The sequence below is a fragment of the Pseudomonas deceptionensis genome (assembly GCF_900106095.1).
Taxonomy (GTDB): domain Bacteria; phylum Pseudomonadota; class Gammaproteobacteria; order Pseudomonadales; family Pseudomonadaceae; genus Aquipseudomonas; species Aquipseudomonas deceptionensis.
The window spans coordinates 3099052-3121724 of sequence record NZ_FNUD01000002.1; the positions used below are offsets into that span (position 1 = coordinate 3099052).

At 54.8% G+C, this 22673-nt stretch carries 28 protein-coding genes; 19 read left to right on the plus strand and 9 right to left on the minus strand.

Features of this window, described 5'->3' with window-relative positions:
• Positions 1-48: 48 nt before the first annotated feature.
• Positions 49-312, minus strand: a complete 264-nt coding sequence (locus tag BLW11_RS14185; RefSeq protein ID WP_048358152.1) for a DUF4404 family protein — start codon at positions 310-312, stop codon at positions 49-51.
• 316 nt (positions 313-628) lie between these two features.
• Here BLW11_RS14185 and BLW11_RS14190 point away from each other — a divergent pair, with 316 nt between their 5' ends.
• The 3 genes from BLW11_RS14190 to rssC all read left to right on the plus strand — a co-directional run bounded on the left by BLW11_RS14190 (position 629) and on the right by rssC (position 3322).
• Positions 629-1318, plus strand: coding sequence for an MlaA family lipoprotein (locus tag BLW11_RS14190; protein WP_048358151.1), 690 nt, complete (start codon positions 629-631; stop codon positions 1316-1318).
• A gap of 340 nt (positions 1319-1658) precedes the next feature.
• The gene (gene rssB / locus BLW11_RS14195) at positions 1659-2843 is read left to right on the plus strand and encodes a two-component system response regulator RssB (RefSeq protein ID WP_048358150.1); all 1185 of its coding nucleotides are present in this window, start codon (positions 1659-1661) and stop codon (positions 2841-2843) included.
• Positions 2840-3322, plus strand: coding sequence for an anti-sigma factor antagonist RssC (gene rssC / locus BLW11_RS14200; protein WP_010657349.1), 483 nt, complete (start codon positions 2840-2842; stop codon positions 3320-3322). The genes rssB and rssC overlap by 4 nt, the downstream gene beginning before the upstream one ends.
• 60 nt (positions 3323-3382) lie before the next feature.
• On the opposite strand, the gene dusA is transcribed toward rssC, so the two are convergent.
• A complete protein-coding gene (gene dusA / locus BLW11_RS14205; protein WP_048358149.1) occupies positions 3383-4402 on the minus strand; it encodes a tRNA dihydrouridine(20/20a) synthase DusA in 1020 nt (339 codons plus the stop codon).
• A 102-nt stretch (positions 4403-4504) separates the two neighbouring features.
• Here dusA and BLW11_RS14210 point away from each other — a divergent pair, with 102 nt between their 5' ends.
• The 3 genes from BLW11_RS14210 to BLW11_RS14220 all read left to right on the plus strand — a co-directional run bounded on the left by BLW11_RS14210 (position 4505) and on the right by BLW11_RS14220 (position 7620).
• Complete coding sequence (locus BLW11_RS14210; RefSeq protein ID WP_048358148.1) at positions 4505-5629, plus strand: tyrosine-type recombinase/integrase; 1125 nt, start codon at positions 4505-4507, stop codon at positions 5627-5629.
• 225 nt (positions 5630-5854) lie between these two features.
• Positions 5855-6742, plus strand: a complete 888-nt coding sequence (locus tag BLW11_RS14215; protein WP_048358147.1) for a sce7726 family protein — start codon at positions 5855-5857, stop codon at positions 6740-6742.
• Entirely contained in the window at positions 6703-7620 is a 918-nt protein-coding gene (locus tag BLW11_RS14220; protein ID WP_048358146.1) for a sce7725 family protein, read from the plus strand. The genes BLW11_RS14215 and BLW11_RS14220 overlap by 40 nt, the downstream gene beginning before the upstream one ends.
• 51 nt (positions 7621-7671) lie before the next feature.
• On the opposite strand, the gene BLW11_RS14225 is transcribed toward BLW11_RS14220, so the two are convergent.
• The 7 genes from BLW11_RS14225 to BLW11_RS14260 form a co-directional block, all read right to left on the minus strand.
• The gene (locus BLW11_RS14225; protein ID WP_048358145.1) at positions 7672-7944 is read right to left on the minus strand and encodes a pyocin activator PrtN family protein; all 273 of its coding nucleotides are present in this window, start codon (positions 7942-7944) and stop codon (positions 7672-7674) included.
• A gap of 24 nt (positions 7945-7968) precedes the next feature.
• On the minus strand, positions 7969-8244 hold the full coding sequence (locus BLW11_RS14230) for a hypothetical protein (protein ID WP_048358144.1): 276 nt from the start codon (positions 8242-8244) through the stop codon (positions 7969-7971).
• 54 nt (positions 8245-8298) lie between these two features.
• Positions 8299-8541 carry a pyocin activator PrtN family protein gene (locus BLW11_RS14235; protein ID WP_048358143.1) on the minus strand — a complete coding sequence of 81 codons (243 nt, stop codon included), beginning with the start codon at positions 8539-8541 and terminating at the stop codon, positions 8299-8301.
• Positions 8538-8912 carry a hypothetical protein gene (locus BLW11_RS14240; protein ID WP_048358142.1) on the minus strand — a complete coding sequence of 125 codons (375 nt, stop codon included), beginning with the start codon at positions 8910-8912 and terminating at the stop codon, positions 8538-8540. The genes BLW11_RS14235 and BLW11_RS14240 overlap by 4 nt, the downstream gene beginning before the upstream one ends.
• Positions 8909-9151, minus strand: a complete 243-nt coding sequence (locus BLW11_RS14245; protein WP_082136241.1) for a hypothetical protein — start codon at positions 9149-9151, stop codon at positions 8909-8911. The genes BLW11_RS14240 and BLW11_RS14245 overlap by 4 nt, the downstream gene beginning before the upstream one ends.
• 50 nt (positions 9152-9201) lie before the next feature.
• Complete coding sequence (locus BLW11_RS14250; RefSeq protein ID WP_048358140.1) at positions 9202-9765, minus strand: deoxynucleotide monophosphate kinase family protein; 564 nt, start codon at positions 9763-9765, stop codon at positions 9202-9204.
• Positions 9766-10080: 315 nt separating this feature from the next.
• Positions 10081-10743, minus strand: coding sequence for a helix-turn-helix domain-containing protein (locus BLW11_RS14260; RefSeq protein ID WP_052750661.1), 663 nt, complete (start codon positions 10741-10743; stop codon positions 10081-10083).
• Positions 10744-11257: 514 nt separating this feature from the next.
• Between BLW11_RS14260 and BLW11_RS14270 the strand changes: the two genes are divergently transcribed.
• The 13 genes from BLW11_RS14270 to BLW11_RS14325 all read left to right on the plus strand — a co-directional run bounded on the left by BLW11_RS14270 (position 11258) and on the right by BLW11_RS14325 (position 22637).
• Positions 11258-11746, plus strand: coding sequence for a phage regulatory CII family protein (locus tag BLW11_RS14270; protein ID WP_048359464.1), 489 nt, complete (start codon positions 11258-11260; stop codon positions 11744-11746).
• Entirely contained in the window at positions 11739-11945 is a 207-nt protein-coding gene (locus BLW11_RS14275; protein ID WP_048358138.1) for a TraR/DksA C4-type zinc finger protein, read from the plus strand. The genes BLW11_RS14270 and BLW11_RS14275 overlap by 8 nt, the downstream gene beginning before the upstream one ends.
• Positions 11942-14656, plus strand: a complete 2715-nt coding sequence (locus BLW11_RS14280) for a DUF5906 domain-containing protein (RefSeq protein ID WP_048358137.1) — start codon at positions 11942-11944, stop codon at positions 14654-14656. The genes BLW11_RS14275 and BLW11_RS14280 overlap by 4 nt, the downstream gene beginning before the upstream one ends.
• Positions 14653-14820 (plus strand): hypothetical protein, encoded by a 168-nt coding sequence (locus BLW11_RS24000; RefSeq protein WP_157395862.1) that lies wholly within the window; start codon positions 14653-14655, stop codon positions 14818-14820. The genes BLW11_RS14280 and BLW11_RS24000 overlap by 4 nt, the downstream gene beginning before the upstream one ends.
• Positions 14821-14983: 163 nt before the next feature.
• Positions 14984-15466 (plus strand): hypothetical protein, encoded by a 483-nt coding sequence (locus tag BLW11_RS14285; RefSeq protein ID WP_048358136.1) that lies wholly within the window; start codon positions 14984-14986, stop codon positions 15464-15466.
• Between the two features lie 268 nt (positions 15467-15734).
• Positions 15735-16079 (plus strand): phage holin family protein, encoded by a 345-nt coding sequence (locus tag BLW11_RS14290; protein ID WP_048358135.1) that lies wholly within the window; start codon positions 15735-15737, stop codon positions 16077-16079.
• 36 nt (positions 16080-16115) lie between these two features.
• Positions 16116-16616, plus strand: coding sequence for a hypothetical protein (locus BLW11_RS14295; RefSeq protein WP_048358134.1), 501 nt, complete (start codon positions 16116-16118; stop codon positions 16614-16616).
• Positions 16617-16833: 217 nt separating this feature from the next.
• The gene (locus BLW11_RS14300; protein ID WP_048358133.1) at positions 16834-17427 is read left to right on the plus strand and encodes a hypothetical protein; all 594 of its coding nucleotides are present in this window, start codon (positions 16834-16836) and stop codon (positions 17425-17427) included.
• A 3-nt stretch (positions 17428-17430) separates the two neighbouring features.
• Positions 17431-19446: a phage terminase large subunit family protein gene (locus tag BLW11_RS14305; RefSeq protein WP_048358132.1), complete on the plus strand. Its 2016-nt coding sequence runs from the start codon at positions 17431-17433 to the stop codon at positions 19444-19446.
• Between the two features lie 2 nt (positions 19447-19448).
• The gene (locus BLW11_RS14310; RefSeq protein ID WP_048358131.1) at positions 19449-19655 is read left to right on the plus strand and encodes a phage head-tail joining protein; all 207 of its coding nucleotides are present in this window, start codon (positions 19449-19451) and stop codon (positions 19653-19655) included.
• A complete protein-coding gene (locus BLW11_RS14315; protein ID WP_048358130.1) occupies positions 19655-21139 on the plus strand; it encodes a phage portal protein in 1485 nt (494 codons plus the stop codon). The genes BLW11_RS14310 and BLW11_RS14315 overlap by 1 nt, the downstream gene beginning before the upstream one ends.
• Entirely contained in the window at positions 21136-22296 is a 1161-nt protein-coding gene (locus BLW11_RS14320) for a head maturation protease, ClpP-related (RefSeq protein WP_048358129.1), read from the plus strand. The genes BLW11_RS14315 and BLW11_RS14320 overlap by 4 nt, the downstream gene beginning before the upstream one ends.
• Complete coding sequence (locus BLW11_RS14325; RefSeq protein ID WP_048358128.1) at positions 22293-22637, plus strand: head decoration protein; 345 nt, start codon at positions 22293-22295, stop codon at positions 22635-22637. The genes BLW11_RS14320 and BLW11_RS14325 overlap by 4 nt, the downstream gene beginning before the upstream one ends.
• Positions 22638-22673: the final 36 nt, after the last annotated feature.

Here is a 22673-nt window from a genome sequence, read left to right on the forward strand (position 1 = left end):
TCATGTGAAGTGAGCCGGGGCTTTTTTGTGTGTGGGGCGCGGGTGGGATCAGATCCCGATATTGCCCAGGGTTTGCACGATACTGCGCAGCGTGACGGCCAGGGTAGGGTGATCGACCTCGAAGCGTTCTACGGCAAGGTTGACGCTGTCGGCCAGGCTGGTGTCGTTGGTTGCTTTCTCGATATCGATCTGAGCCTGGATTTGTGTTGCAAGCTGGGTCAAATGATCACGCTCTTCCTGGGTGAGCGGTGGATTCTGTTCCAGTTGCTCGCGCAAGGTATTGAGTTGTTCTTGCAGTTCGCGGGCAGGCATAGCATTCATCCTTTATTGATAGGCTCTGTTGTAGACCTTCGCAGTGAACAAAAGGTCAGAAGCGGGCCTCTAGATTAATCCACTCGCGCTGAGTGTGCATGATCTCTATCAAAATCCCTTGTGGGCGATATCTCGGCTATAAAAGACGCTGAATCATTTTGTACAAAAAGAAACCCGGTACCGCGGAACGACTATCTTTAGGGTAAGTCTGTTTAGGGTATTGCTTGGGGGCTGCCTAATGGGCTTTTGCCGTTATACTAAGGGTCTGACCCAGGGCATAGCGCCCAAGTGTTAAGTATTTTCAAGGAGTTTTGCTATGCGCTGGACTGATCGTCTTGCTCAATTATGTGTCTGTGCCGGTGTTGTGATGTTGCCATTGGCTGCCAATGCCGCCACTGAAGATGACCCATGGGAAGGGGTTAACCGGGTTATTTTCAAGTTCAACGAAAAGCTTGATACCTATGCCTTGAAGCCGCTTGCTCAAGGGTATCAGTTCATCACGCCGCAATTTCTGGAAGACGGCATCCACAACATGTACCGAAACATCGGTGACGTGCGCAACCTGGCCAACGACGTCTTGCAAGCCAAGCCGCACGCGGCCGGTGTAGACACCGCCCGCTTGTTGATGAACACCACGCTGGGTGTCGCCGGCTTCTTTGATGTGGGTACCAAAATGGGGCTGCAGCGCAACAGCGAAGACTTCGGTCAGACGCTGGGGCATTGGGGCGTTCCAAGCGGTCCTTACGTGATGCTGCCGCTGTTGGGCCCAAGCACCGTGCGTGACGCGGTAGCCCTCTACCCGGACGGCTTCACCGAACCGTACCCTTACATGCACGACATTCCGGCCCGTAACATGGCGATCGGCATGGACATCATCGACACCCGCGCCAGCTTGCTGTCTGCCGAAAAACTGGTGACAGGCGACAAATACGTCTTTATTCGCAACGCCTACTTGCAGCACCGCGAGTTCAAGGTCAAAGACGGGCAGGTTGAAGACGACTTTTAAGCCGTCTGGCCTGCACCCGGAAAACGGCCCTCAGGGCCGTTTTTTGCATTTATGGGCGCAAAAAGCGTCGTGTTCACGGGCCGTTAAACCTTGGTTTTGGTTGCTGCCAGCGAGGTTCTTATAACCCGCGGGAATTTAACGTGACGAACACCTCAAGCCACCATCGGCCTGAGCTTGAAACCCCCCGCGGATGGGAGTACCGTCTGCGCCTTACACGGGCACCTTTGTAGGATCGAGCAACACAATCGATTTGAGTCAGGGATGTTCACAAGCCAATTCAGTCGTGAGCCCGACGTGTTCGAGTTCCCGCGACAACCTAATTCTGGCGCCGTTTGCCCACATGCAAAAAACCAGTGCCACGCTGCTGATCATTGATGACGACGAAGTAGTGCGCGCCAGCCTGGCGGCCTACCTGGAAGACAGCGGCTTCAGCGTCCTTCAAGCCAGTAATGGCTTGCAAGGCTTTCAGGTGTTCGAGCTAGAGCAGCCAGACTTAGTGATCTGTGACCTGCGCATGCCGCAAATGAGTGGTCTGGAGTTGATTCGCCAGGTCACCCAGCGCTCGTCGCAAACCCCGGTGATCGTTATCTCCGGGGCAGGCGTGATGAGTGATGTGGTCGAGGCGTTGCGTCTGGGTGCTGCCGACTACCTTATCAAGCCGCTCGAAGATCTCGCCGTTCTGGAGCACTCGGTACATCGGGCACTGGACCGTGCGCGGTTACTGTTTGAGAACCAGCGCTATCGGGAGAAGCTGGAGTCTGCCAACCGCGAGCTCGAGGCCAGCCTGCATTTACTGCAGGAAGACCAGAACGCGGGCAGGCAGGTGCAGATGAACATGCTGCCGATCAGCCCGTGGGCCATCGATGACTTCAATTTTGCGCATCAGATCATTCCCTCCCTGTACCTGTCCGGTGATTTTGTTGACTACTTCAGGGTTGATGAGCGTCGAGTAGCGTTTTATCTGGCGGACGTATCCGGTCATGGCGCCTCGTCGGCGTTTGTCACGGTGCTGCTCAAGTTCATGACCACGCGCTTGCTGTTCGAGTCCAAGCGCAACGGCACCTTGCCGGAGTTCAAGCCCTCCGAAGTGCTTGGGCATATCAACCGAGGCCTGATCAACTGCAAGCTGGGCAAGCATGTGACCATGGTGGGTGGCGTGATTGATGAAGAGACCGGCGAGCTGACCTACAGCATTGGTGGTCACTTGCCACTGCCAGTGCTCTACACTCCTGAGAGTGTGAGCTACCTGGAAGGGCGGGGGTTGCCTGTTGGCCTGTTCAACGAAGCCACCTATGAAGATCATGTTTTGAAACTGCCGCACGCCTTCAGCTTGACGCTGATGTCGGACGGGATTCTGGATCTTCTGACTGAGCCGACGCTCAAAGAGAAAGAAGCTGCTTTACCGCAGTTGGTGAAAACAGCAGGCGGCAGCCTGGATGGTCTGCGCCAGGTTTTTGGATTAGCTACGCTCGGGGAGATGCCGGATGATATCGCCTTGTTGGTGTTGAGCAGGAATCTTAAATGAGTACCGGTAGAATTCAGTTCGCCGAACAGGATGGCACCTTCGTCCTGAAGTTTGTGGGTGAAGTGCGTCTGACGTTGTGTTCGGCACTGGATGCGACAATCGAGAGGATTTTCACGGCGCTGAATTTCAATGCCATCGTGATAGACCTCACCGAAACCCGCAGTATCGACAGCACCACTCTGGGTTTGCTGGCGAAGCTGTCGATCTTGTCGCGTCAAAAAATAGGTCTTTTGCCGACGGTGGTCACCACCCATGAAGACATCACCCGGCTGCTGCAGTCGATGGGCTTCGATCAGGTGTTCAACATTATCGGCAAGCCGATCCCGTGCCCGGAATGCCTGACCGACCTGCCTTCACAGGACCAGTCTGAAGAAGTGGTGCGGGTGAAGGTGCTCGAGGCGCACAAGATCCTGATGGGGTTGAACGACTCCAACCGTGAAGCGTTTCACGACCTGGTGAATGCGCTCGAGCGTCACTGACCTCAGCGGGCAGCAAGCATGAAAAAGGGGCCGTCCTGCACAGGGGCGGCCCTTTTTTGATTAGCGGCCTTCCAGCAGCTCAGCGGCTTGATCCAGCAGGGCCAGAGGGTCTTTGGCCTTGTGGATATCCACCGACAGCAACTGGCGGAAGCGACGGGCACCAGGAAAGCCTTGGCCCAAGCCCAGAATGTGCCGGGTGATATGGTGCATTGAACCGCCTGCAGCAATGTGCGCAGCGATATACGGTCGCAGCAACGCCAGCGCTTGCGCCCGTGAAATCACGGGATCGGTGCTGCCAAACAGCTGCTGATCGACCTCTGCCAGGATATAGGGGTTGTGATAGGCCTCACGGCCGAGCATCACCCCATCGAACACCTGCAAATGCTCCTGGCATTGCTCCAGCGTCTTGATCCCGCCATTGAGAATGATCTCCAGCTCCGGGAAATCGGTTTTCAGCTGTGCGGCAACGTCGTAACGCAGGGGAGGGATATCGCGATTTTCTTTCGGCGACAGGCCTTCGAGAATGGCGATACGGGCATGCACGGTAAAACTGTTGCAGCCGGCATCTCGCACAGTGCCGACAAAGTCGCACAACTGCTCGTAGCTATCGCGCCCGTTGATGCCGATTCGATGCTTGACCGTGACCGGAACAGACACCGCGTCCTGCATGGCCTTCACACAATCGGCAACCAGCGCCGGGTGAGCCATCAGGCACGCGCCGATCATATTGTTCTGCACCCGATCGCTCGGGCAGCCGACATTCAGATTCACCTCGTCATACCCTGCGGCCTGAGCCAGGCGCGCGCACGCTGCCAGATCAGCCGGAACACTGCCGCCTAACTGCAAGGCAAGCGGATGTTCAGTCTCGTCATGCCGCAAGAAGCGCTCGGCATCACCATTGATCAACGCACCGGTGGTGACCATTTCAGTGTAAAGCAGCGCGTTTTTGGACAGGAGGCGCAGGAAGAAGCGGCAATGACGATCGGTCCAATCCATCATCGGAGCCACACTGAAACGGCGCGACGGCTCAGGGCGGGCGCAGTCAATGTTTACGAGTGTTTCAGGCTTTTCTAAATTCATTCATACTGATCTTTTATACAGCTGTTTTTACCCATTTCTGCTTGTTTTTTGAAGTCGGTTGCTACAATGTAGTAATCGAGATCAGCAATGTAGCAACTAGAAATGGGCACGATCACATCACGTAAGCGCAAGGACAATTCTACGGCCTACACGGCGCAGATACGGATTAATCGGGACGGAAAGACAGTTTATCAGGAAAGTCAAACCTTCGACCGAAAGCAGGTTGCGCAGGCCTGGATTAAGCGTCGGGAAACGGAACTGGCGGAGCCGGATGGCATTGATCGCGCGAACCGCAAGGGTGTGACGATAAAGAAAATGATCGAGCAGTACTTGAATGAATACGAAAAGATCCGGCCGCTAGGGAAGACCAAGAACGCCACGCTGAGGGCGATTCAGAATACCTGGTTGGGCGAGCTTGACGACTCGGCTCTGACCAGTCAGAAGTTGGTGGAATTCGCTCAATGGCGAATGGGTAAGGAGGGCGGGGGAGTCCAAGCACAGACGGTCGGCAACGACCTGGCACATTTGGGGGCGGTGTTGTCCGTGGCTCGGCCCGCTTGGGGCTATGAGGTCGATCCGCATGCAATGCCAGATGCGCGGAAGGTATTACGAAAGCTCGGCATGGTAAGCAAGAGCAAAGAGCGTAACCGTCGGCCTACCTTGGAAGAGTTGGATAAACTCATGGAGCATTTTTTCGGGGTGTTAAAGCGGCGTCCGGACTCAATTCACATGCCGAAGATGATTGCTTTCGCGATCTTCTCGACACGTCGGCAGGAGGAAATCACCCGGATTCGGTGGGATGATCTTGACGACCTCCGACAGGCCGTGTTGGTGCGGGACATGAAGAACCCTGGGCAAAAAATAGGTAACGACGTGTGGTGTCATCTGCCTGACGAAGCTTGGGTGATTCTGAATACCATGCCCAAAATAGAGAAGGAGATTTTTCCCTACAACGGTAAGTCAGTGTCAGCGGCCTTCACTCGGGCGTGCGCGTTGTTGGGTATTGAAGATCTGCATTTTCATGATCTTCGGCATGATGGGGTGAGCCGGCTTTTTGAAATGGATTGGGATATTCCTAGGGTGTCGAGTGTTTCGGGGCATAGGGACTGGAACTCAATGAGAAGATACACGCACATGAAGGGTCGAGGAGATCTGTATAAAGGTTGGAAATGGCTTGGTGAAATTTCTCCATCCGTTCCTGAGAAGAAAATTCCTAATGTCTTTTAGCTAGGCTGTAGCCTGCTCGCGTTAGCATTCTTCACCGGTAGTGTTGACAATCTTTGAATCTTGAGTGATATCATAATGACATCTTTTATAAAAAGCATGCTGCGATGTCACAAAAAATGGTGCCCCTGAAGGCTTTATTCTTTAAGCTGCAGGGTTTGTGGCGCAGTTACTTGAGTAAATGCCCGAATTATTGGGTCTTGAGATGATTTTGAAGGTAGGCATGAGATGTTAAGTACCAAGGACGCTGCGAAAATTTTCAGCAGCAAAGGTATTAATGCTGTTGCGCATGGAGACTTCGATTTTATATTGGAGGTGGCGACTAAATATATTGATAATCTCAGCGATATTTTTTCTATTGAAGATGTGTTTCAAGAGTGTTACCGGCAGTTAAAGAAAGATTATAAATTCGAATACTATATTAAGAATATTATTGCAGAGAAAATTCTTCTTGGTCGTTATTCTCTCAATACCGCTACGCTGCTTAATGAATTTAGGGTTGGCGAAAACAAAGCGGATTGCGTAATTTTGAATGGCCTCAGTACTTGTTACGAGATAAAGTCTGAGTACGATAGCTTGGGTCGGTTAGAAGATCAGCTCTGCTCTTATCTTAAAATTTTTGATAAGGTTAATGTTGTAACTACTGAGGGCCATATTAAAAAAGTCGAAAAAATATCGCCTGAATCTGTGGGCGTTATGCGGTTAGGTAAAAATGATGTTCTGACTCAGATTAGGCCGGCTGCGCTGTCTACTGAGCCGGTTGATGTCGATGTTTTGATGGCTTCTTTGCGGCGTAATGAATACCTATCTCTTGTGAAAGAGCTTTGTGGTGAAGTGCCAGTTTCAGCTAATACTGGGATCTATGAGGAGTGCAAGTCATTACTGCGGACTGTAGATTCATCTAAATTACGAACAGCTTTTTGCCGTACTGTAAAATCCACACGTAGAATCGACAAGGGTTATGTCGGAGGTTTGCCTAAGAGCTTGCTGGTGGCTGGTATCGAATATCGAGTTCCATCTTCTAGTAAGATTCAATTGTTGCAAAACATGAAAATACATTTCAGAAAGGAAGCTTTATGTACTACCCAATTCTCAAGGCTAAACGGCACGAGCTAAAAACTTTGTTTGATCTCGCGGCAGTATTGTCTGTAAATAAGTATAAGCCAGTAATTGAGCCCGTTAATGGTTTGTTAAAGCCATTGATTACGACTATCGAACAGCTGCACAAAAACTCCGTCTCGCCCCTAGTAGTGATTAATCCTTCTCAAGGTCATTTTGCGAAGAACTCATCGTCGGGTGTGTTTGGGTTGCTTCAGGCTGATAGTAAATCAGCTAACAAGTTTGTACCCTGTATTAAAGTTCGTGATTCTGCTGACACGGCTGCGCTTGCGCTGCTGGCAACCTATCCTTCAGCTGCTATCTATCTTGAGAATGATGTTGGGGTTTCCTCTGTTGGGCTTCTCAACGGAGCTTCATGTGTGCTATTGAATCAGCAGAAAGTTGATTCAGATATTGTAGATAAACTAACGAATGTGGTGTTGTACGCAGATAGTTTTGCAAAAAAGAAACGCAATGCTGATTATGGTCCTAAGTCGTTTTTTTCAGGCTTGCATGTATCTTATAAGAAAAGGCCAAATGTGACTGGCTTCGGTGATTTTACAATCATGGGGGAGGAGTATTTGGATGCAGGGGGGCCAGCATATGTTGTGGCTTTACATGTATCTCATATTGATGCCTTGTCGCCTAATTCATTGCATGTGCATCATTATTGCTCCACTGTAGATGATAAGGTTCCGACCAACTCTGGCGGTAAATATAAAGAAGCGCTGGATAAGATGTTTCTATTTGATGCTGCTAATCCAGGTGTATATGACAGGACACTTGGGATGGGGGAGTTTAGGGCTTCACATGCAGCGCGCCATTTTCCTGGTCTTGGTATTGTTAAAGAAATGTGTATGAAGCACCATATTGAGACGGTGTGTAATTTTATTTGATGTTTCTGGGTGGTCGAGGCATCGGCATATTATGCCTCGACTTTATGCTCGCTATCTGGTGCTTCTGTTCATTAGTTTGTTTTGTTCTGTGGTTGCGATATTTCTTTGTTTGTCTATGTATTCAGCGAGGTCGTTTAGATGTATCCCTAAAGCTGCTTTTTGAGAGGGGGTGCCCAAACGGATTACGGGAATGTCAATTTCTCCGCTGAGTCTTTTGATTTTGAATTTCTCTACCGTAAGGTGCAAATAATCTCGGCATACAGTATCGATTGGTATAACTGCTTGGCCACTGTATTGCGCCATCAGTAGAAAGAAAGTGTTCATGGTGCACTCCTAGCTTGAAGCTTTTTAATCAATGCTTGAAGTAATAGTTAACTGTTTTGCCTCTGTGGGCTCAAAGTCTCCTATCTTTTTTAGTGCTTCTAAGATGGTGTAACCATAGGCAGTGTCAATTGGTTCGCTTTCGCCACCGTAACGCTCGATATGACATCCTCCTTCATATTCCCAATATATTGAAATTCGTTCATCTTGAATCCTGCTTATCAAGTTGTCTGATTCCGCACTAGAGGCGATGCGCTTGTTAGTCAGCGAGTTGGTTAAGTCGTGTGTATTTATGGTTTTCATTTTCGTTACCTCATTTTTTGAGTTTGCCTCTGATTGGCAAGAGTCACCGTTGAGTCAAGCCGCTTGCTTTGTCGCTTGGGCATCGAGGTATTCGGCGAGGTCGTGCAGATAAACCACTGGCTTAGCCCGTGCCGAGCAATGCAAACGCTTAATAACGAGCTGAATCCTTCCGGCCTTGATTTCTCTCAACAGGTAGCGGTCAGTGCGGATGTGCGTGAAATACTGCTCACGCACCGCGGACAGGCTTGGGCACGGCGTGGCGAACTGGCGTCTAAGTTGTTCCAGGGTGTTGCTCACGCGGCACTCTCCCCGTGCCCCTCTATTGGGGGCAGCAACTTGAGGCGGATCAATTCAGCCAGACCTTCTTTGCTTTTGCCCTTCGCGGCTGCCAGCAGATTGCCTTCTGCGTCTGTTACGACAGCGCCGTATGGGTATACGGAGCAGTTAACTGGTGTCACGTAGGCGATCTGGTTGTCAGCGATCACTGCGTCAATGCAACGGTATAGTTCGGCCAGGGTGACCGTGACACAGGACAAGGTCTCCATAAGCGGAACAGCCTCTGCTGATGTCCTAATTATCGTAGCGCGACTGACGATGGCCGGATTTTTCACGAATATCGGGACCAGTTTCAAGGCGCCGATCGCTTGGGTTATGGCGTTCTGTTTCATGCTGCGGCGTCCTTTTTAACAGGGGGCACGGTGATGCCTAGTTGCTTTCTTAGCCAATTCACGCCGGGCTCCTTCACCATCACAACCGCGTAATAGCTGAAGGTGTTGATGTTCACGTTCCAGCGACTTCGGGTGTCCACATACAGATAACCTTGGTCTCGGTGCTTGCTAGCCAGTTCACCGTTCTGAGTCAAAATGCCAAGCTCACGTAAGCGACTGCGGAAGGCGCGTGGTTTCAAGCCAAGTAGGGCGGCAGTAGCATCCAGGGTTCGGTTCATGTGACTGCTCCTTAAGCCGCTGCGCGAGCGCCAAGGGCATTGAAGATCTCGTCCAGTTGGCCGGTCATCTGCTCAATCGTTTCGTCGTTGTGCACCACGAAATCGTTGTCGTGTATGGCTATCCCGGTTTCGCTGATATGTGGGTTCACATCGGGTGCGCTTTCGCGTAGCAAATGGATGACCAGACCGCCTTTCTCTCGAACGAACGCCGCTTCGTTTTCAAATCGAAGATCGCTAATCACAAAGCCGGAGGCTGCCGTATTGGTTTGCTCGAGGAATCCAAGGTTTTGCTCGGCTAGAAGCAGCCACAGCTCGGGGTGCACCTGATTACGGCCCCACTCGGTGCCCATCGACTGCATCAGTTCGCGTGCGGAGCGGCCTAGCCAGGCGATTGGCTGTTCTTTGTGCTCGTCGTCAAAGTCACGTGGGCTAAGGTTGAGGATGGTTGTTAGGCCTTCACGCAGCGGGTCTGCGAATGCGTAAGTCTGGAGGTTGTGCGTGCAGACTAGGTGTTTGGCAGCGGTTGTTTTGCCCGTGCGGGCGAGGCCTGCTAATCCAATCAGTAACTTTTTCATGCCGCAGCACCTCCGAATGAGGAGGTGGTTTCAGCTATCTGCGGAGTGAGTTCGATACGCCCTGGGCTGGTTATGATCGCCAAGCGGCCGGTGCGGCGTTGAATAGCATCCACTGAGGAGGGGCAGTTGCAGGCTGCCGGGTGGATGTATACCCGGCAGCGGGTGAGGTTGCGTTGTGTCGTTTGCATGGTTAGTACTCTTGGTGAGAGGTCTACGATGCAAACGATACAAATACGTATTGGTCTAGTCAATACATTGGCGTATTAATTTTTCTATGGGCGATAAAAAGCCCACGTAGTGGGCTAGTGTTTGTCGCTAGAAAACTTCGAGCTTGGAGAAAACGACCCCGCAAATCATGGCGTCAGCTCCCAATTCAATAATGGGGTCAGGCCATGCGGGGTTAAGAGGCTTTAGAAATTGTCTGCGACCTTCTATGACAAGCTGTTTGAATGTCGCTTCTTGGCTGTCGACAAGCTTCGCAATAACAAGTGAGCCATTCTCAGGAGTCTTGGCAGGATCAACAAAAATGATGTCCCCATCTCGGAATGAGCGCCGCTCATACTGGTTAAACATTGAGAGTCCGCGGACTCGTAAGGCGTAGGTTTGTTTGCTATGTGAGGCAGCGCATGGAAGCCAAATCTCGGCATCATCCAGGGTTTTTATATCAGATACTTCGCACCACGCACCTGCTTGGACCCATGAGATCAAAGGCACATAACCTCTAATAGCGGGTCCTTCCTCGACATTGATGTCGAGTCCTGAAGTAACCACGTCAACATCGTCACCGCCTTTCCATAGCCAGTTGCTGCTGACCTTTAAGGCCTTCGCGATTTTTTCGACATTTTCCTGCCTGGGGCTTTTCACTTCATTGGTGACTATTCGATGAATAGTTGGCTGGGGAACGCCTGAGCGTCGCCCTAGCTCACCTTCTGACAGGTTGAGCTCTGTCATGCGCTGAGCGATACGGTCGCCAATCACTTTCAGATCCCTTTGATTCAAAAACGTATCGGAGATTGTATTGATCTAATCAATACGTTTGTGTATTGTCTCGTTCAATGCGAAAGGACATTGGTGACCGATATGACCATTCAGGAGATGCTGGCGAAGTTACTGCTATCCGGGATGTCTCAGAGAGACATTGCCCAAAAAGTGGGCACTACGCAGCCCACTATCAATCGAGCCACTAAGGGCTCTGACATTCGTTACGTGACAGGGAAGGCAATTGAGTGCTTGTACCTACAAATGACAGATGCGGCTGATATTGAGTCAGCCGCTTAAAGCATGGGCCCAGAACCTCTCACCAAAGAAACGCCGGGTCGACAGAGCAATGTAGTTGTAGATCTACATCGCTAAAAGGGTGCTGGACCGGAGCCTCTCACCACAGATCCTCCGGTCCAGCTACGACGATACACAGCACATGTACATCGGTCGTGGTCGTAGGATAGGGCGTGCCCTGTTATATGGCTACACCGTAAAAGGGGTTTTTACGGTTATGAGTCGCATCGATCTATTACCGGACGCTGGTCCGGTGCTTTCATTGCGTCACGCGCTCTATCGCGCAGGACGTTCCTACAAGGGTGGTGTCACCGCACTTGCATTCGCAATGGTGATCGACAACGACTCCCTGCAGAAGAAACTCAAACTCGACGAAGAACGCCGCTGGCTTACGCCGGATGAGCTGGAGGAGGTGATTCGCCTCACGGCTGATCCGCGTTTGCTCGATGCCTTAGTGCGTCCAGCCGGGGCCGTTTGGTACAAGCCAACGCCAGTGCCTGCAACAAAAGAAGCGTTGAAAGCGGTAGGCAAGTTGCTTCATGAATCTGGCGAGTTTGTGTCTTGCATGCACGACGGTGTGGCTGACGCAGTTTGGGAGTCGCACGAAGTCGCCATTCTTGAGAAGCGAGGCATGGACGTTATCCGTGAGGTACTGGGCATCATGGCCGGCGCACGCCAGGCAATGGAGGATCGCGATAATGGCTGACATCGTTGATCTGGCTAATGACTATGCGGATGAGTTTTTACAGCGCGCTTTGGAGCAACGTCAGCGTGCTTCAGCATCCGCGGTCAGTGCATCAATATGTGTTGATTGCGATGAACCGATACCAGTGCTCCGCCAGGAGAAGGTCAAAGGCTGCCAAACCTGCGTCAATTGCCAAGAGTTGCGGGAGCGCCGCAGATGACCGATCGTTTTCACGCTGTGCCTATGGCGACATGGGCACGACGCTACATCGACACCTTCAAACTGGCACTTGTTGCCATCGAGCCGGGGGAGAAAGCTCCCAAAGGGTTGGGCTGGAATAAGCCCGGTGGTTACATCACTGATGCACAGGTTGCCGAAGCCTTCTGGTCTGCGAATCCAACGCACAACCTTGGCGTGGTCTTAGGGCCGAGCCGTGTGTGCTCGTTAGACGTTGATGATGTCCAGTGGACACGCCACGTCTTGTACGAGTTGCTCGGCCTGGACTTGGACGCAATGGCGCTGGTGTACCCGACAGTAGTCGGTAACCCAGCGCGTTTTCGTATCCTGTTCCAGTTGCCGGATGGAATAGACCTCACGCGTCATTCGCTTGCATGGCCCAACGAAAACGACCCTGATGGGTCGATTTTTAAAGGTCTGATCGAGAAAGCCAAAGCGGCAAAAGAAGCAGGCGATTTGGACGGTGAAGCGGCTGCACGTGCCGAGGCAGAGCCCTACAAGCGGTTCACGGTTTTCGAGTTGCGCGCAGGCTTGGTGCAAGACGTATTGCCACCTTCAATTCACCCCGGTACCAGTAAACCGTATACCTGGCGCACACCACCCTCCGCTGATGGCCTGCCGGTGTTGACCTCCGACCTGCTGGCCATTTGGCAAAACTGGGACATTTTCAAACGTGATGCCGAGGCTGCTTGCCCTTGGGCGCCGAAGGCTGAAAAGGTCAAACCAAAGTCGAGCAAGTCGCCTACCCAGGTAACTGGCAATCGGCCTTCGGTGATTGATGAATTCAACCGCAGTCATGATGTTGAAGAATTACTGCGCACCCACGGGTACATCAAGCGCGGCAATAAATGGCTTTATCCGCAAAGCAGCACGGGCTTACCGGGTATCACCATCACCGATGGCAAGCTGTATTCGCACCACGGCGCAGATCCATTGGCCAATGGTCACCAGAACGATGCGTTTGAGGTGTTCTGCTTGCTCGAGCACGACGGTGATCAGTCCAAAGCGGTTAAAGATGCTGCACGCATGTTGGGTATGCAGCAGTCGCCCCGGCCATCCCCGGCGGATCTTCCCCCGACCCCATCTGAGGATGCCAGCGGGCCGGGCGAATCCGTATCCGCCGTTGAGGCTCCTGCACCTGAGGGGGGCGGGGTGAGTGATTGGACGCCGGACCGAATCTTTCAGCGCTTCGCTTTGATCGAAGGCAAAACTGCCGTTTTCGACATGTTCAGGCGCGTCATTATCAAAAAGCCTGCATTTGAATTGTTGGTCACCAAAACGCTGGCCAAAGACTGGTTTGAGTCGACACAGAAAAAGGTTATCGCCGATGACATGGCGGAGCGCCAAGCCAGCAAAGCGAAAGCAGAGGCCAAGTTCAAGCAGGTATCAGGGGAGGGCATGAGCCCGACCGAACGCTACGTCTATATAGACGGCACCAAAGACTCTTGGGATATCAAATGCCGCCGTCGAGTCCCCGAGGGTGCTATGCGTATGGCGTTGGGCGATGCCTATGGCATGTGGTTGAACAGCCCTGACCGGCGCACCGTGGACATGCAGCACATTGTGTTCGATCCACGTATGACCAAAGACCCGGAGGTGTACATCAATACCTTTGAGGGGCTGCCTTTGGTCCCGATCGATGCACCGAACAAGTGCCGCACCTTGCGCTCGCTGTTTAGTTTTTTGTGCAACCACGACGAAGCGGCAACTGATTGGTTGATCAAGTGGTTGGCATACCCGCTGCAAAACATCGGCGCCAAGATGGACACAGCCGTGTTGCTGCACTCGACCATGGAAGGCAGCGGCAAGAGTTTGTTGCTCAGCGACATCATGGGCGCGATCTATGGCGAATACGCGGCCACAGTCGGGCAGTCACAACTGGAGTCGAGCTGGACGGTATGGCAGTCAAACAAGCTGTATGGCGTGTTCGAGGAAGTGGTTAGCCGTGACCAGCGTTACAACCAGGTGGGCAAGATCAAACATATGGTCACCGGCAAGACGGTGCGTATGGAGTCCAAGTTTGTGAATGGCTGGGAGGAAGCCAACCATATGAATGCGGTGTTCCTCTCCAACGAAATCATGCCCTGGCCCATTGGCGAAAATGACCGCCGGATGTTGGTGGTGTGGCCCAAGGAAACACTGGGGCCTGAAGAGCAGGAGAGGGTGAAGTACGAGTTGGCTAATGATGGCATCCCGGCGCTTTATGAATACCTGCTCAGTTATGACTTGGGTGACTTCGATCAGCGTACCCGGCCACCCAACACCGAAGCCCGCCAACGCTTGGTAGATTTGAGTATGGCCAGTTGGCAAACCTTTCTAAGTGAATGGCGTAATGGCCTGCTGGGGGCACCATTTAGCGTGTGCGTTAGCAGTGATCTGTACGCGTTGTTTTTGGAGTGGTGCCACCGCAACAAGGAACACACCTTAAGTCATACCAAGTTCAGCGGATTCATCTCCACCGAAGTGGACAAGATTCAGGGCAAGCCCTGGATGGATGGCTCGCGGCGATCCTTTGGTACGTTCTTCTTTCCCTGGGCGGGGATTGATCCTGCGCCTTCCCCACCCCCATCTGTGACAGCGGCCGGGCTCGGTGCGGCGGTCGTTACCTGGCGCGAAGCAGCCAAGGCCGGGGGCTGGAGCGTGGGTAGTTGGGAACACGTCAAGTTCGGGCAACGACAGGACAGCGCAGCATGACGACTCATTGTGTGTGGGGTGTGTTGACGGTGTGGCGGGTGATTACCCTCAACCTGACACAGCTACAGGCCACGTCTTTAAAGGCTTTCGGGATCAGTGTGTCAAGTGTGGTGGGTTTCTCGCACATGCGGGCGTATGTGCATGCTCAACAAACCAAAGACTGATGCTTATTAATTATTTCTCGTACGTGAGAAGAATCCCAACACACCTGACACACCCAGCACATAGAGCATTAAGAGTATGTTTTTAAAGGTTTTTAAGTGTGTTAGGTGTGTGTCGGGTTGGCTGTTTTCTGTGTCGGGTTGGGTTTTTAGGGGGGAGATGAGGATGATTCACGAAATCGAAGAGCTTATGCAGCACTGGGGCGAGCAGCATTGCCACGTTGGGGAGGCTGGTGGCTTGGGTAGCCCGATGGCCACGATCATGGAATACGGCGGCTGCGCTCCTCGGGGTACGGCCGGTTCACGTGATCTGTTGGTGGGAGCGGGCGCTGGCATGGATCACATTGCCAGCGAAGTGGCGGCGGCCGTTGCCGAGTTGGATCGCCAGTCAACCAAAGGCAAGCAATTGGCCCAGTTGGCCCGACTGCGTTACCTGCATCAACCATCGATGTCGCGACGTGAACAGATGCGGCTCCTCGACATCACCGAAGGGGCAGACCAAACGTATCGCAACTGGGTTAAACGTCTGCATCAACAAGTGATGCTGATCCTTACCGTTCGAAGCGGTACCACTCGGGGTTACACCCGGCGCAGCGGCCACCAGGAAACCAATCTGACGCGTGCAACGGTGCTGAGCAAAGCCGGTTAAGCGCTGACCGTTTGTCGGGGTGACTTACCTCAAACCTGCGTCAAAGTTGCGTCAAAGTGAGTAGAGCAGAATGACCGAAAATCCCCACTTTTCGGTTTTACCGAACAGGGGTAAAACGTACCCACGATATGAATTCTGCGCCTAGGCGCTCCCCGAGCACGTGCTGTGCACCTCGCCCTGGCATACACCAGCGCACTGAAAACCCTGCCCACCCCGGCGGGGTTTTCTTTTTTCAGCACCACGCGCCGCTCTTTGATTGAGGTCATACATGACAACAGAGCAACAAGCGTTAGCTGATATGCCGATCTGGCTGGTGATCGCACTGTCCTTGATCGGCGGTGTGTCGGGCGAGATGTGGCGAGCGGACAAAGACGGTGCTCGAGGTTGGTCATTAGTCCGGCGGTTGGCCCTGCGGTCAGGTGCCTGCATCGGGTGTGGGCTGTCCACGATGATGCTGCTGCATGCCAATGGTGTGTCGATCTGGGCGTCATCGGCGGTGGGATGCCTCACGGCAATGGCCGGGGCGGACGTCGCCATTGGTCTTTACGAACGCTGGGCTGCCCGACGCCTCGGTGTTTGCGATGTGCCTCCTCAATCGGATCGCTCTGAATAACGCTTTCACATCCACTTGTTGAACAGGACTCCAGACATGAATGAATCCAGGGAGCAGCAGATGCTTGCAGGACAATCGTCTATTGCTCAAAAAGTCTTTGGCCATGTCCCCATTCAAGCGCGCTGGAGCGCTCGCGATATCCACGGCGCAGTACTGGCTGCCAACGCCAGTGGCGCATCGGCCTATGCCGTTCGCCGGGCACTCGGTGAGCTAAAAGATGCTGGGCTTATCAGAGAGCCAATAGGCGGAAAGTTTCAGCGCGATGTAGCCACCCCTAAACCCAAGAAGGAGACCTCCATGCCTCAGGCTGCCAAGCAGACCGTTGTATCGATCAAGAAACCTGAAGGTGCACTAGATGTTCTGGCTGCCCTGTCGGGTGAGGTGGTGAGTCTGTCTGATGAGTTCAGCAAGCGCATGAAGGTGTTGGCTAGCCGCATCGAAGAGGTTGCCCTGTCGGTTGAGTCTGAGCGGGAGAGCAATGCTGAAGCAATCACCAAAGCCAAGCGCTTGCAAGAGGCGCTGCGGGAGTTCGCGTAAACATCAGCAGCCAAGCTCTCAGGCCCTGTGAAATTCCTCCCCGTTCTGGCCAATCAGAATAATTCTCGTCTCTCAAATCCTGCCGGGGACCCTGGGCATTTTCCACGGGTACGGGGCAGGAAACCCGCGGGAAAGCGTTAGCGAACAGTTCACCAGCTTAGTGAACTGGGGTGAACAGGTGAACCCCGTATTCATTAGGTGAACAGGACACTTCATCATGACGGTAATCAGTAAAACCGAGTTTGCGGCGAGACGCGGCTGGGCCAAATCGTACGTTTCAAAATTGGCCAATCAGGATCGGCTGGTGTTGACCGAGGCTGGCAAGGTGGATCTGGAAGCCACCGAAGCACTGTTGGCTGAGTCTTCCGACCCCAGCAAGGCCGCCGTCACAGCCCGGCACCAACAGGATCGGATTCAACGCGGCGTCAAAAGCCAACTATCGCCCGAGGTCGAGCCGACTTCTATGGCTGCGCCGCAGCCCGCGATCAGTCCGGCAAGCAAATTGCCTGACTTCCAGAAGGCCCGCGCTCACCGTGAGTATTACCTAGCGCAACTGGCCGAGGCTGAATTCCATAAGGTCCAGGGTTCGCAGGTCCAATTGGAGGCTGTCAAAACCGGAGCCTTCAACGCGGGGCGTCTGCTTCGCGATCAGTTGCTGGGCATGCCCCCACAACTGGCGCCGGAGCTGGCCGCCATGACTGATCCTTGGGAAATCGAACGCCGTTTAACTGACGCCATCCGCGCCTCGCTGGAGGACGCCGAGCGCATGTCCACGGCTGACCTAATCACGGCCCTTAACAACAAGAGCTAACCCATGCACACGGAAATCCCGAACGGTGCAGAGGTGTATCGCGAGGCGTATTTCCGTGGGCTACGGCCTGACCCTTCATTGTGGGTCGACCAGTGGGCCGACGAGTACATGCGTATCCCGCGTGACACCGGTGCCGCAGAGCCTGGTAAATATCGCACCTCGCGGACGCCTTATGCTCGCGAGCCCATGCGCTGTTTGTCACCGGCTCACCCCTGTAAACGCGTGGTCACAATGGTGGCCTCGCAGCTGATGAAAACCCAGATCGCGTTGAACTGGATCGGCGGCCTGATCCACATGGTGCCGTCCAACATCCTGACTTTGCTGCCCAGCCTTAGCTTGGCCAAGCGTGTGTCATCGCGGATCAGCAAGACCATCAAGGCCACACCGGTCCTGTCTGAGCGTGTCGCGGCCAACCGATCGCGTGACTCGCGCAACACGATGGACACCAAGGAGTTTGAGGGCGGCTCGCTGTACGTCACCACTGCAGGCTCGGCGGCCAACTTGGCCGAACTGTCGGCCCGCTATATCTACGGCGATGAGATCGATCGTTGGGATGTGGACGTGGGTGAGGAGGGCGATCCGATCGAACTGGCCGAAACCCGGGGCAGTACGTTCGGGCGCAACGCCAAGTTTTACTTCTCCAGCTCGCCCACGATCAAGGGCGCTTCGCGCATCGCCGATCTGTTTGAGACCAGCGATCAGCGTTATTACTACGTGCCATGCCCGCACTGCGGCCACATGCAGGTTCTTGAATGGGAAAACCTGCATTACTCGGCCGACTTCAACCTGGTGCATTACCAGTGCGCTGGGTCGGAGTGTGATGTGCTGATCGAGGAACACCACAAGGGGCAGATGCTGGCTCGGGGTGAATGGCGATCGCACGCACCGGGTGATGGCGAAACCATCGGCTTTCATCTCAACGCACTGTATGCACCACTCGGTTGGACGGATTGGCGCTCGCTGGCCAAGCAGTTTGAAAAGGCCAAGAAGGCACAAAATCGTGGCGACCTTGAGCCCATGCAGGTGTTTTACAACACCCGTTTGGCGAAGGTATGGGACAGCGCTCAGGAGCAGACCAAAGCCGAAGTACTGAAAGAGCGTGCCGGCCGTGAAACCTACGGCCTGGGCTCTATGGCCTATCGGGTGCTGATGCTCACCGCATCGGTCGACGTACAGGCCAACCGGCTGGAGCTGATGGTCATGGGCTGGGGCGTTGGTATGGAGCGCTGGGTCATCGACTACCAGGTGATCTGGGGTGACCCGGCGGACGAACGCACCTGGGCTGTGCTCGATGACAAGCTCAAGCTGCGTTACCCGCATCCGTGTGGCGTCAGCCTCGGCATTCTGGCCACGGCCGTCGACTCTGGTGGTCGCCACACAGACGAGGTGTACCAGTTCTGCCGCCTTCGCCGGTGGCGCAACATCTTTGCCATCAAGGGGGCGAGCAAACCGGGCAGGCCGGTGATCGCGCAACGCCCCTCGATGGTAGACGTGACCTGGAAAGGCCAGACCGAGCGCAACGGTGCCGAGTTGTGGTTTGTCGGTACTGACACCGCCAAGGACTGGATCTACAACCGCTACCCGTTTGAAGACGGGCCTGGGGCGCTGCACTTTGCAAATGACTTGCCGGACGACTTTTTTGATCAGTGTGTGGCCGAGCGTAAGGTCGCGCGCTACGTCAAAGGCTACAAACGTATCGAGTGGGTCAAAGGTAAAGCCGAGCGCAACGAAGCGCTCGACCTGATGGTGTACAACCTGGCAATGGCGCACTACCTCGGCCTGAACCGCTACAAGGAACACGACTGGGAGCGCATTCGACAGGCTTTGGCACAGGCCGGGTTGTTCGACGAAAAGCCCCCGCCAGTCGAACGCGTTGCACTGCCAGCTGCAACACAGACGTTACCAGTTGAGCAACCGTCTGAACGTGCTCCAACCCCAACCCCGGCCGCACCACCGCAGCCGGTTGCACGACCCCCTCAACGTCGCAGCTCCAGTAGCGGCTATCTCAAGAGACGCTGATTATGTCCTTTACCCAGAAGCACCTCGACGCGGTTGAGGCGGCCATCGCTCGCGGTGAGAAAACTGTGCGCTATGCCGATCGCACCGTGGAGTACCGCACGGTGGATGAGCTGCTTAAGGCCCGCTATCAGATCCGCACTTCGCTGGTCGCCTCGGCAGGGCCACGCTCGCGGGTCATACGGCTCTACCACGGAGGCAAGGGACTCTAATGCCACGCCAATATCCAACCCTGACCCGCAATGGTTTTTTGCTGCCGGAGCGGATCAAAGCCAGCTACGAAGGAGCTGGAGAGGGCAGGCGCTCGGCCAGTTGGGACGCCCCCGATGTCAGTATCAACAGCATCAACACCCCGGCCTTGCGCAATCTGCGCGCTCGATCGCGGGCGGCGGTGCGTAATGATCCGTATGCCTTCAACGTCATCGACAAGCGCGTCAGCAACTTGATCGGCACCGGCATCACCCCACGACCCAAGATCGAGGACGACACCCTGCGCAAAGTGCAGCAGGAGCTGTGGGAGGACTGGGTGGATGAGTCGGATGCTGATGGCCTGACCGACTTCTACGGGCAGCAAGCATTGATTGCCCGCACCGTCGAAACCGCCGGTGAATGCTTTGTGCGCCTGCGACCACGGGGCCAGGACGAAAATCTGGCGGTACCGCTACAGCTCCAGGTGCTGGCCCCCGAGTTTGTGCCACACGACAAGTTTGAGCCTGCCAAAAACGGCAACAGCATCCGCGCCGGGATTGAGTTCAACCCGGCTCACCAGCGCGTGGCGTATCACATGTACCGGGTGCATCCCCGCGATGCGTCGTCGTTAAACGCCGGTTACAACCAGTTGGTGCGGATACCAGCCGAGCAGGTGCTGCATATCTTTGAGCCAGTTGAATCCGGGCAGTTGCGCGGTGTGCCGCGATTGGCGCCGGTGCTCAAGCGCTTGCGCAGCCTGGACAACTACGACGATGCGGTGCTGTTTCGTCAGGAGGTAGCCAACCTGTTTGCCGGGTTTATCTCTCGGCCGCCACCCGAGGCCACACAGCAACCCCGCGATCCGGTCACCGGCCAATTGTTGACCGAAGACCGCGATGGCTTCACGCCGATGGTCGCGCTGGAGCCAGGAACCATGCAGGAACTGGGTCCGGGCGAGGAGGTGGAGTTTTCCAAACCGCCGGACGCGGGCAACAACTACCCGGACTTTATGCGCCAACAACTGATGGCCGCTGCCGCCGGTACAGGCACGCCTTACGAAATTCTCACCGGTGATATGCGCGAGGTGAACGACCGAGCTCTGCGGGTCGTACTCAACGAATTCCGCCGTCGCCTGGAACAACTTCAATTCGGCGTGTACGTGCACCAGTTGTGCCGCCCGGTTCGCGCAGCCTGGATGGACATGGCCGTGTTGGCCGGTCGCCTCAAGCTGGACAACTACGCGCAACGGCGCCGCGAATACCTGCGCACCCGCTGGGTACCGCAGGGCTGGGCCTATATCCAGCCGGTGCAGGACATTCAGGCGCGAATGATGGAGGTCAACGCGGGCTTCAACTCCCGCAGCGAAATGGTCCTGCGTTCGGGCTATGACGCCGAAACCGTCGATGCTGAAAACGCCGCCGATCAGGCTCGCGCCCAAAAGCTCGGCCTCAATTACAAAACGCTCGTCGACCAGCCTGAACCGGCCGCTGACAAGGAGACACCATGATCAAGCAGCATCCGATACGGATTTTCAACAAGGCCGGTGACCCTCCGGCGCCGCAGAACAAACACTGGTACAGCCTGAAAGCCAGCGGCGAGGCCGAGACCCGAAGCATTGAGGTCTACGTCTACGGCGAGATCGGCACCTGGGGTATCACTGCCAACCAGTTTGTCCGCGACTTGGCCGCATTGGATGACGGAGTGTCGCCTATCGTAGTGGCATTCAACAGCGTCGGCGGTGACCTGTTTGACGGTCTGGCCATTCACAATGCGCTGTCGCGTCTGGGCGAGCGTTGCACCGGCCGGGTTGATGCCCTAGCAGCCAGCGCGGCCAGTGTCGCGGTGTGTGGCGCGTACAAGGTTGTGATCGCGTCCAACGCCATGTTGATGATCCACAACCCGTGGACCTACGCCGCAGGCGATGCAGAAGACTTGCGCAAGGTCGCTACGGCACTGGATCAGGCGATGGAAGCCATCATCGCGGCCTATAAAGCCAAGGCACCCGACATCGACGAAGTTGAACTCCGGCGTATGGTGAATGCTGAAACCTGGCTCACGGCCAGCGAAGCGGTAGCCCTGGGCTTGGCCGATGAAGTAGGCGAGGGCGTCTCTGTCAAAGCCTGCCTTGGCCAAGGTGGTGCATTGCAGCGTTATCAGCACGCCCCGCAGGCATTGCTGGCCCAGCTGGATGAACCGCCGGAGCCAGGCCCAGAACCAACTCCGGCCCCCATTCCACCTGAACCCGAAAAGCCTCCCATCGTGGACTCGACCAAGCTGGCCTTGTTGATCACGCAAAGCTGCACTGCCGCCGGGATCAGCAACCTGATCGAGTCGTTGATCAGTAATACCAAATTGGCCGACGAGGCCACAGTTAATGCCGCGCTGACCAACGCTAAGGCTGTGCGCGACCTATGCGTTGCGGCGCGTTTGCCGGAGTTCACCCAGGAGTTTGTCGCGGCTGGGCTCAGTGCTGAAGCGGTACGCGGGCGCCTGTTCGACAAGCTGGTCAGTGGAGGTGGCTTTGAAATCGACAACAGCCTGCCGATCAGCGATGACCCGGTACCGAAAATTCAGGCCAAACAACCTGATCCACCCTCAATCTGGGCGGCGCGTCAGTCGGCGCAAAGTGGTCAATCTAAATCTGCAAAAGGTACGAGAACATGACGATCCAATACGAACAGCGCCACGCCGGTGAATTCCTCTTGTCCGAGGGGGCCGGCAACATCTCGCGTGAAGCTATCAACGTTGCGGCCGGGGCTGCGCTTGAACCCGGCCAGATTCTGGGCCTGATCACCGCCACCGGCGAGTTTGCGCCGTATCAGCCGACTGCGGAGGACGGCACGGAAAACGCTGTCGCCATTCTCTACGGCCCGCTGGGTGAGTCGGATGTCGTGCGTCGCGGTCGTGCCGTGGTGCGTCTGGCCGAGATCAGCGAAGTGCACCTGACCGGTCTTGATCCTGCAGCTGAAAAGGCGTTGGCTGCCCACTTCCTGATCGTCCGCTAAGGCGAGCATCCCTGTTTACCCGTCCCGCCAAGTGCG